Raw genomic sequence first — 11,156 nt, 5'->3', positions numbered from 1 at the left:
AACAATAAGAAGTACTTAGAGTGCTTAAAGATATGAGGAGTAAGAAGTGAGAAATGAGAGATGAGAAATGAGAGATGAGAAATGAGAGATGAGTAATGGGAGATGAGAGAATGAATGATAGCATAATGACTATTAAATGACACGAACGAAGTGAGTAAATTACAGCGAAGCGAATGACAAATAAACAAATGAACAAATGAAACTGTCAGAATTATCGGAAAATAGAATAGCTACTTTGTTGTCATTCTTGTTCTTTATGGCATTTTGTTATGTTTCAGTAAAATTTAAAGGCACAGCAGGAGCGGGTGATTCTACTATGCATTTTTTATTTTCCTCTTATGCATTTGCTCATCCCGAAAATTTTTTAGACCATTGGGCAAAGCCTCTATTTACTTTGTTTAGTGCTCCTTTTGCAGCAATGGGCTTTACAGTAATGAAAATTTTTAATTCATTAGTTGCAAGCATTACAGCCTATACAACTTATCGCATTGCAAAAAAAATGAATTTAAAATATTCTTTACTTGCTTTACTTTTTGTTTTTTCCGCTCCACTTTATTTCCGTTTAATTTTTTCAGGATTAACTGAGCATTTTTTCGCTCTTGTTTTAGTAGTGGCTGTTTATTTAACAATGGATGAAAAATACAAAAGTTCGGCAATAATATTTTCTTTTCTTCCCTTTGCACGCTCCGAAGGATTAGTGATACTTGCTGTTTTTGTAATTTATTTAATTGTAAAGAAAAAAAGCAAAATTATTCCATGGGTTTTTACAGGACATATTTTTTATGGAATTCTCGGTTTAATATTTTATCATCATGACTTTTTATGGATATTCAAAAAAATACCTTACGCTCATCTAAGTAGTGTTTATGGCTCAGGTGATATTTTTCATTTTTTTGACCAAATGACTTATGTGATTGGTGGTCATTTATATCTGCTATTGGTAGCAGGAATAATAATGATGATAATATCATTTTTTATAAAAAAATTACGAAATAATAGAGAATTTTATGTTGAAGAACTTTGGCTGATTTATGGTGCTTTTGCAGCATTTTTTATAGCTCATTCCTTATTCTGGTATTTTGGTATTTTTAATTCTATGGGGCTTAAAAGAGTACTTATTGATGTAGTGCCTTTAATTGCTATTATTTGCCTTATTGCTTTGGATTACTTACTTCAGCTTCCAATTTTGCAGGAAAAGCATAATCGTTATTATGTCTTATTTCTTATAATTCCTTCAATTTTATATTTCCCATTTTCTTCAAATAAAGCTGCTATTGATTGGGACAAAGACCTTAATCTAAACGAAGATCAGTTGTTTATAGAAGAAGTTGCCAAATTTGTTGATGATAAATATTTCGGATATAAATATTTTTATGATCAGTCGTATTTAAGTATTGCATTGGATGTTGACCATTTTAATTCCAAACAACATCAAAATGTAAAAATGCTAAAATTTGATGAATTTCTTGAAGAAGAATCCCTTGTAATTTGGAATAGTTTTTATTCAAAATTCAATGGTATAAGTTATGAGATGCTTGAGAATGATTTGAGATTTAAAAATGTAAAAGAATTCCGTTTTGAAAAAGGAAACAAGCTTTTGCGATATGTACTGTTTGAATATCAAGGAGAAAAGAAAGAGTAATGAAAAATCGTTATTTTCTGGAAATAGCTTATAATGGTGCAAGATTTCATGGTTGGCAAATTCAAAAAAACCAAATTTCTGTGCAGGGTGAACTTACACGTCATATCTCTATTTTACTGAATGAAAAAATTACTTGTCATGGTTGTGGGAGAACAGATGCAGGAGTGCATGCTAAAAAATACATGATGCATTTTGATTCAACCGCTAAGCTTAACGGTAGTTTTGGGCGTAAATTAAATTCGTTTTTGCCCAATGATATTTCTATAAAAAAAATGTATGCTAATGACAAAAAAAGTATTCATGCAAGATTTGATGCTCTTAGCAGGTCTTATGAATATCTTTTAAGCAAAGGTAAAAATCCATTTTTGCAGAATATGGCAACTTTGGTTTTTGAAAAATATGACATTAACTTAATGAATGAGGCTTGTAAGATTTTAATGGAGTACAAAGATTTTGAAGCTTTTAGCAAAGGACATAACAGCCATAATCATTATTTGTGTGATTTACATGAAGCTAAATGGGAGGAAAATGAAGAAACAATTATTTTTAAAATTAAGTCAAATAGGTTCGTAAGGTCAATGATAAGAATGCTTAGCGGAACAATGATACAAGTAGGTAGAAAGCAAATTAGCTTAGATCAATTTAGAAAAATAATTGAAAGCAAAGACAGAACAAAATCAGGGAAAGCTATGGCTGCACATGGTTTGTATTTTATGGATGTTGAATATCCTGAAGGTGCTTTTTCAAAGGATTTAATGAATAGAGATTGAAGAAAAGGAGGAGTCCCTTCTCCTTGAGGAAAAGGCTTGAGTTTCCTTCTCCTTAAGGAAAAGGCTTGAGTTTCCTTCTCCTTGAGGAAAAGGCTTGAGTTTCCTTCTCCTTGAGGAAAAGGCTTGAGTTTCCTTCTCCTTGAGGAGAAGGCTAGGATGAGGTGTATTATTTCCCACTTATAATAATTTTACTAAAATAGGATTTGTCATTATATTTTGAATGCAAAATGTAAATACCTGAATTTAAATGTCCAAGATTAATTCTATATTGGTGATGATATTTATCAATATTAAAGTTTCCCGAGTAAATTATTTTTCCAAAAAGGTCAATAACAGAAAAATTAAATTCCGCATCTACAATATTTTTTAAATGAATATTAAAAGTTCCTGATGATGGATTGGGAAATGTAATTAGTTCGTTTTCATTATTCGGGCTTTCAATACATTTAAATCCAAATTCGTCAAGTTCAAAAAAGTTCATTATAAATTCTCTGAGATTACATGGTCTTTGTTGAGCAAATTCAATAAATTTTTCAACATTGTTTTCCCACTCAATATAATCCGCAGGATAATTCCATCTGTAAATATGCTCTTGAATTTCTTTGCCATAAAGTTCTTTAAATTGAAGAACTGTATTCAAAACGGTATCAGGATTAAATGTTGTGTTTAAAAGATAGGCGAATCTATTGATGAACTTTTGTTGGAACTCATTGTTCTCAAGTAATTTCCTGAAAAGAAAAGTTGACCATGCAGGGTTGGGCCATTGAGTTCCAGTGTCCCTTGTAGCATGTTTTAAAGAATTTGCACCAACAGCTCTTAAGCAATCGTCATTATCAATATTCAACCATCTCCATTTGCCGTTTGAACTCCTTGGTCGCCACATTTTTACATTATTTCCTGGGAAATCATAAGTAGCGGAATAAATTTTAGCAATTTGAAAATCAATATAATTTTCAATATCCATCTGAGTTTTTACGTAATCGTAATTATTTTTTTTGCTAATATCGTAATTGTGCAAAAACTCGATTAGATTATGATAATGCATTGAGTCTCCTTCAATAACAAGAATTCTCATACGTGTATCAAGAAAATCAATGCTGTCTTCGTGAAGCTGGTGAAAATCAGAAAGAAAATATTTGTCGTATCTTTCTCTAATGTTATGAATTCCCCAATATTCTCCATTAACGAAAACTACAGAGGGTTTCCAAGCCATGTACTCCGCTTTGAAATTTCGTATTAAATATTGCATAATTGCATCGGCAAACATTGTTCTCAAAAAATCATGTCCTGAATTTCTAAGCATAATTCTTTTGAATACATCAATGTTTTTATATCCAAAAAAATTGTGGTTAAAAGTTTCATTGCCATATTCCTTTTCAGCATAAAGTCTGAAAGATTTTTGAGGCATAATTCTGCTTGCACTACCTTGCATTCTCATTCCTGCTTTTTGCTTAAAAACAGAACTGCCATTTTTGTCAAACATTTCAAAATCAACTTCTCTTTCCCATTCTTTCCCACGACCGTAATAATTTCCACTTTCCCATTCCCCGGGATTAAGGTCGTTTAAATATCCGGGGATGTAAATCCCAGAGTAATAATCAAAAAGATTGGAACTATCTGTTACAAGAGATATTACGGCAAAAGTATAATCGGGTTTTTCAGAGCCTATAAAATAGCTTTGTGTTATAACTTTGCTTAATCTTTTAGCGTTTTTAAAGGTGCATACTCTTAGAACTGTTGCTTTATTTATTGATCCTTCGGGCTGTTTCCACACAAATTTTTTATTCGTTTCAGGTGGATTTGTTCGTATTAACGAATAAATAGCTTCTTCATCTTTTCTTGATTTTATTGTTAGCGGCTTGGTATAAACTTTTGAATTCTGTGTTGGTTTGTTGCCATTTAGAGTGTAATAAATTGTGTCATTAGGATTATTTGTTGTAATCTCAACAGAAATGGCTTCTTTATAAAATCCGCTTGAACGTGAAAATTGTATTTTACTAAAAATATCATTATCAGAATTTGAGCTTCCCGGACTGCTGATGTCAAAGATTAAAAAATTATTTTTCCCATCAACTTCTCTTCCGTAAGATTGGTCTGCTTTAAGTTCTATTTTAGGAGCAACAGTTAATAGATTTCCCGAACTATCAGAAAAGTAAATATTTTCTCCTGATGAACTTATCTTAAAATTTGTATGAAAATATTTTCCATCATTAATATCATTTCCTGAAGCCATTAAAAGTAAAAATCCTTTTGCTTCAATAATAATTTCAGGGAATGTCCATTTGTAAAGTTCATTATTATCGTCAGAGAGATGATAGCTTTTTAAATTTATAGCAATTGTATCATCATTATAAATTTCTATCCAATCGCAAAAATTGCTGTCATTATCGTGTAATGTGCTGTAATTCAAAGACATTATTTCATTGATGACAACAGCCTGTGAAAAAACGTAATTTGATACAAAGATTAATATTAAAAGAAAAAAGAATGATATTTTTGGTTTTAATAACTTCATTTGACAACAATAAATCTTTTTAAATGCGTATTTTTAACTGTACAAAGTTTTAAAATATATATTCCTGATTCTAATTTATTGAGTTCAATTTTTACAGGATTTTTACTTTGGATTTTATTTTTGTGAAAAGTTACTTTTCCCAAAGAATTATAAATAGTAATGCTTTCAATATTAGTCTCTTTGGGGGCAATAATATTTAATAAATTATTTGCAGGATTAGGATAAATTTTAATATCAGTTGTTATTGAAATTTCTAATGAGCCATAAACTCCGTTTAGCTTTCCTGCTGTTCCATGAAATGAAGATGCCCGCCAATTTTTTGCTAAGAAATTATCAAAATATGGCTGAATAAGTTCAAGTGTTGGTCCCTTGCCATCAGCTTCACTTGCCCAAGGATAAGAAGGGGAATACTCAACAACATCAACTATTTTTCCTGAACTATCAAAAAGAGTAAGGACTTCACCATTACTGCTAAAACCAAAATTTGTATTTCCAATATAATTGTCAATTTCAGAAATATAATCAGTAAAATCTTCGGCATTTTCACAAAGGACAAGATAATCTTTTGCTCCAATAATACAGCCTTCCCTGAATTTGTAGGAATGTGAATTATCTTTAAAAACATATCCGCTAAGGTTAATTGCCACATTATCGGGATTATAAAATTCAACCCAGTCATCAGTGTCAAAATTTGATGATGAATTATAGTTGATTTCATTTATCACAATATTTTCAACATTATTATTGATTATAAATGTGTTCAGTACATCAAATCCATTTATTTCAAATATCCCGTCAGTGGCAACAACTTTCCAGAAATATTGTCCTTCAGGAAGTGATAATTTGTAAAATGTATCGTTAATGTTGGATACAATTTTTGTTTCAGCAGAAAAGAAATTATCGTTTAAGCTGTAATATAATTTGTAGGAAATGACTTTCCCTTTTGGACTTTTTGATTTATTCCAGCTAAAAGTTACTTCATCATTATTGATATGTGGTTTTGCAATAACATTAAAAGCAGATGGAAAATTATTGAATTGGAAAATCAGTTCATCATATCTGTTTTTGATAAAATCTACTTCCTGAGTTATTGCATTTTTCCATTCATTAGTATCGGAAATATTATCGATTGAATCGCTTTCTACTGCCTCAGAAATTGAATTCTTAATACTGTCAATGATTGGATTTAAATGAAGGGGGTTAAAAATGTTGTTGTGAATTTGAGTGAGTTTTGTTTTAACATCATTAAAAATAGCTTCGCAAAGAATAGCTTTTTCAAAAAACGGATTGTCATGTAAAACCGATGTCCAATAGTTCGAACTTGAATGATAAGGATATTCAATTCCATAAGCGGAAAATGTCTTATCAAAGTCCCAAGGAATCATTAACCACTTCTCTGAATTGTTATAAATGTAATAGTTATGATAATAAGTGCTTCCGTTTGCAATGAGCATATTTATGGCAATAATATTTATCATCTTTTCGTAATCAAATGTTGCTTTTGCAAATTGATAATATTCGGAAACAGGACAATCATTCAAATTATCAATTAATTTTTCAATGTCTTTCCAATCTGTAGATTTGTTATTCTCTTTTTTCCAGTGATAATGAATGTTGTCATAAACATTTAAACTCGCACCACGATTTTTGCTTTCGTAAAGATTAGCGTTAATATTAAGATTGTTTGCAATTAAGAATTCATTATCAATATTATTCATCATAAGGTAAAGCCCAAAAAAATTGCTGTTAAGAAAAACTTTGATATGTTGAGCTTCGGAGCAATAATAATTTGATTGATTGAATAAATATGTGCTTAAAAAAGTTCTTAGGTATGATTTGTCGTTATATTCGGAGTTTAAAATTAAAGTGGTTTTTCCTGTTACAAATGTGTCGTTTGTGAATTTTATTTTAAAAGATTTTTTTGGTAAAACACGTGAAGCATCACCTCTAATTCTCATTTCAGCATTCCATTGATGCGATTCGTATTTTATTGTAACAGGAATGTAAATATTCTCTTTATAATTTGTGTAAATATTCTGAAAATCAGTTTCATTGCAAACTATGTTTATTGACTTTGTCTGTGCATGAGTACTAAAAGCTAAAAGGAATAAAACAATAAATATCGCTAATTGATATTTTGCTTTTATTGAAATAATTGACGAATATTTACTCATTACTTTAGTGGAGAGGTTCAATTAAATACATTTCTTTTTAAGATACAAATTTATCCAATAATATCGTTAAAGTGTAATTTTATATTCACTTTGAAAATTAAGTTCATAAAAGCAAGCACTTGAATGTTTATAGATTGTAAAACCATCAACAAAGCACCATCTTGTAGAAACAGCATTGAAATGAATGTAGCCAAGTATTTGTATTATTGTCTTGTCCTTAAGGGAGGTTCTTTATTTCAGGCTTTCAGCCTGTGGTTTTTTGGCGTATTTGTAAGTTTTGTTGTTGAAGCCTTTCAGGCTTATTTTTGTTTATAAGCACTCTTTGAACTCAGGGGTTAACTATTAGTGGAAAAGGCTGAAAGCCTTTAAGACCTAAACCAAATGCGTTGCATTTGGTTTAAGAACAAAAAAACACACTGAATTGTGTAACAAATTAATAATTATTACATTTGCAATTAGATTTAAGATATATTCAAAATTTATTAGGACATGAAAATATTAAAACTACAGAAATTTATATGCATATTATTAGCAAAGAGCTTGGTGATATTGCGAACCCATTGGATTATAGGGGCTTATAAGCTTTTAAGTATTTCTGCACATAATGGAAATAAACGGAAGTTCTGTTTATACTAATGTTAGCAACAATTTTAAGAAAATGAAACTCATAAGTGATATTATTAATGAATTGATTGACACAGAGAAATCAATTACATCACCAATACTTAAAACTAAAGTATTAGCAAGTAGAATACAAAACCAAGAATTGCTTGATTGGATAAACAATGAACTAAGAGGTTATGGTGGAATTAAAGGACTTCCAAAATACCGTGTTTATAAATGCAACCTAACTGGAGATTATATAAATGGTGACATGCAATATAATCAGCAACCAGTGCCTACTGTTGGTCTAAGTCAAGAATGGGAAAATGTACTTCAAAACATGCATTTCGACCAAAGTGTTTCATCTCTTGAAAAGACAAAAAGTGAAAACAAATCAGGCGAATTGTCCTATACGCTTCCTGCAGAAATGACAGGTATCGTACAACGAAATTTCAGAAAACTTGGGAACCCATATTTACAACTAATAAATTGCAAAAAATCTGTTTCTATTATTGTAGTAGATGAAATACTATCCATTGTTAGGAATAACCTTCTATACTTTATGCTGAAAATTGATTCCGAGTATGGTAACGTTACAGATCTAAATGAACTAAAATCAAAAAAGGACGAAATCACTACGATTATGAACAAGACAATAATAAATACTTCTGGGGACGGAAACATTATTTCAACTGGTGACCATGCAAATGTTTCTGCAACAATCAATATCTCAAAAGGAAACAAATCTGAATTAGAGAACTATTTAAAAAGTATTGGATTAAGTGAAAATGATTCTAGCGAATTATTGGAAATAATTGATTCTGAGGAACCCGATTTTCAGAAAAAAACATTTGGTCAGAAAGTAAATGCCTGGACTCATAAAATCTTAGGGAAAACGATTGATGGCTCATGGAATATTGGAATTGGTGCGGCTGGTAATCTTATTGCAGAAGGAATTAAACTATACTATGGAATGTAAAAAAACTGTTGCTAATCGAGTAGGCGGCTGATCCGTACGGACCAATATTCCTTCGTTAAAACTACGGCTAACAAAGTGCACCTCTCACACCACTGTACGTACGGGTCTCGTATACAGCGGTTCATTAGATAAAAGAAAAAAATAATTATATTTTTGGATTAACATCTTTTTTGACCATAGAAAAAGTTGAGTAAAGCAGAAATATCCTTATATTTGACAAAAATTTAATCGGTGGTTAGGGTTATTAGACAGACTGACGTTAGCTGCAAGGCAGTAGGATGATGACACAAACATTAAAAATAGAGTATTATAATTTTAAGTCAAGGATTCATTTGGCTGAAAAGATTAGCTATAAGAATTTTACAATGATTTGTAATTCAGATACAAATCCACAACTGCATTCAATAGAAATCAATTTTAGTTTAACAGAAAGTAAAAAGAAAATCTTAGACCTATTGGCTAAGAAAAAATCGACAGACAAAAGATATTGTATTCATTATTTAGCCTTTGTAGAGTTAAACAAATTTCTCTATAAGATTGCAGCAGCTTTTTCATGCCCTGTTTATTTAAATTACCCAATTTATATCAAATTTGAAGATAAAAGTACCTTCTATATAATTGAAACGCCTTCAGATTCTCATTTAACACCGCTAAAATCAAAAACTTATGACTATAAGGATAACGAAGAATATATTGATGGTGGTACATTTGGATTAGGAACAATTCATTTAGATGTTTTAAATATTCAAAAACTTAATAAAATAAATAATACTCATATTCATCTTTGTTATTTGTATTTTACTTCATTAAATGAACAAAATGATAAGTATTTTAGACTATTATCAGCTTGGAAGTATTTAGAAGAATTTCTTGAATTGAAAGGACTCTTTAATGTCCCGCAATATCAAATACCTGATAAAATCTTTGATGATGTTTTCAATGTTAGATTTCTCTCAAAAAAGAAAACTATTGGAAAAAATACTAAAACACACAAATGGTGGATTCATACGGATAGCTTTTCAAAAAAATTCTTAAAAGACTATTATAATGAAGTAAGAAACTTAATAGCTCATCATAAGCGAGATTCAAAACCTTGGATTAGCGAGAAGAAATACACACCATTATCAAATATAAATAATGAACTTAGAATGGATAGGGCATTAAGTAAAATCAACTTATTTTTGAGTATTCTAAATGATAATTTATTTGGAGTTGAATTTGATAACAATTTGGAAATTGAAAAAAGAATAAGAAAATATATAAGATTTCCAAAAAGACTATAAAAAGCCCATTAGCTAATCTAGTAGGCGGCTGACGGAGTAATCTCCGCCAGTATTCCTTCGTTAAAACTACGGCTAACAAAGTGCAGCTCTCACATTTATCCCGCCCCTTTTGGTCGGGATGTAAATGGCAAAAGTAAATCATCACTTTAGAGAAAAATAATAAGTTAGGATTTTAAAATATCAAAAGAAATTCTAGCAAAAATAAACCTAAAAAAAACAAATTATTTTTGAGCAAAGCAGAAATAGCTTTATATTTGACAAAAATTTAATCGGTGGTTAGAGTTATTAGACAGACTGCTGTTGGCATTCATTGTAAAAATCCGTTGTCCTAGAAAAGCACGACTGAAAAAGAATGATTATTTTTGAATTTGAATAATAATAAGGTTATGACAAAGGAGACTTCAATAAAACTATTTGAATCCAAAAAAATAAGAGTTCATTGGGATAGTGAATCTGAGAAATGGTATTTCTCAGTAATTGACATTATAGAGACATTGACCCAGAGTAAAAACCCACGTAGATACTGGAGTGATTTAAAGCGAAAACTCACAAAAGAAGGGTTTAGTCAGTTGTACGAAATTATCGTACAACTGAAATTAAAAGCGTCAGACGGAAAAATGTACACAACTGACTGTGCAGACACAGAAGGCCTTTTACGTATAATTCAATCTATCCCCTCACCTAAAGCAGAACCTTTTAAAGTTTGGCTTGCTAAAGTAGGCTATGAAAGGATTGAAGAAACAGAAGACCCAGAATTGGCTTTTGACAGAGCAATGGAAACATATCTAAAAAAAGGTTATTCAAAAAACTGGATTAACCAACGAATAAAAAGCATTGAAGTTAGAAAAGAACTTACTGACGAATGGGAATTGCGTGGAGTAAAAAAAGGATTAGAATATGCAATTTTAACTGACGAAATCACTCAGGCATGGACTGGATTAACAACAAAACAATACAAAAACCTCAAAGACTTAAAGAAAGAAAATCTTCGGGATAATATGACTAATCTTGAATTAGTTTTAAACATGTTAGCAGAAACTTCAACAACTGAATTATCCAAAGAACAAAAACCAAAGACATTAAGCGAGAACAGGAATGTCGCTAAAAAAGGAGGTTCGGTTGCTGGTGTTGCAAGAAAGGATTTAGAAAAGAAACTCGGAAAAAGCATCATTAGCCCACTTAATGCAAAT

8 protein-coding genes are annotated in these 11,156 nt (G+C 30.4%); 6 read left to right on the top strand and 2 right to left on the bottom strand.

Annotated features, from left to right (window positions below):
* The first annotated feature begins 196 nt into the window (after positions 1-196).
* The gene (locus tag U9R42_09140) at positions 197-1,642 is read left to right on the top strand and encodes a hypothetical protein (protein MEA3496184.1); all 1,446 of its coding nucleotides are present in this window, start codon (positions 197-199) and stop codon (positions 1,640-1,642) included.
* Complete coding sequence (gene truA / locus U9R42_09135; protein MEA3496183.1) at positions 1,642-2,412, top strand: tRNA pseudouridine(38-40) synthase TruA; 771 nt, start codon at positions 1,642-1,644, stop codon at positions 2,410-2,412. Before U9R42_09140 ends, truA begins: the two co-directional genes overlap by 1 nt.
* A 166-nt stretch (positions 2,413-2,578) precedes the next feature.
* On the opposite strand, the gene U9R42_09130 is transcribed toward truA, so the two are convergent.
* On the bottom strand, positions 2,579-4,927 hold the full coding sequence (locus U9R42_09130) for a CotH kinase family protein (protein ID MEA3496182.1): 2,349 nt from the start codon (positions 4,925-4,927) through the stop codon (positions 2,579-2,581).
* Positions 4,924-7,101, bottom strand: a complete 2,178-nt coding sequence (locus U9R42_09125; GenBank protein ID MEA3496181.1) for a CotH kinase family protein — start codon at positions 7,099-7,101, stop codon at positions 4,924-4,926. The genes U9R42_09130 and U9R42_09125 overlap by 4 nt, the downstream gene beginning before the upstream one ends.
* Before the next feature lie 449 nt (positions 7,102-7,550).
* Between U9R42_09125 and U9R42_09120 the strand changes: the two genes are divergently transcribed.
* The 4 genes from U9R42_09120 to U9R42_09105 form a co-directional block, all read left to right on the top strand.
* The gene (locus tag U9R42_09120; protein MEA3496180.1) at positions 7,551-7,682 is read left to right on the top strand and encodes a hypothetical protein; all 132 of its coding nucleotides are present in this window, start codon (positions 7,551-7,553) and stop codon (positions 7,680-7,682) included.
* 23 nt (positions 7,683-7,705) lie between these two features.
* On the top strand, positions 7,706-8,683 hold the full coding sequence (locus tag U9R42_09115; protein MEA3496179.1) for a hypothetical protein: 978 nt from the start codon (positions 7,706-7,708) through the stop codon (positions 8,681-8,683).
* Between the two features lie 365 nt (positions 8,684-9,048).
* Entirely contained in the window at positions 9,049-9,966 is a 918-nt protein-coding gene (locus U9R42_09110; GenBank protein MEA3496178.1) for a hypothetical protein, read from the top strand.
* A 386-nt stretch (positions 9,967-10,352) separates the two neighbouring features.
* A partial coding sequence (locus U9R42_09105; GenBank protein MEA3496177.1) for a Bro-N domain-containing protein occupies positions 10,353-11,156 on the top strand: 804 nt, incomplete at its 3' end.

Source organism: Bacteroidota bacterium, assembly GCA_034723125.1.
Lineage (GTDB): Bacteria > Bacteroidota > Bacteroidia > CAILMK01 > JAAYUY01 > JAYEOP01.
The sequence above is the reverse complement of the archived record's forward strand: the minus strand, read 5'-3'. Positions and strand labels throughout refer to the sequence as shown.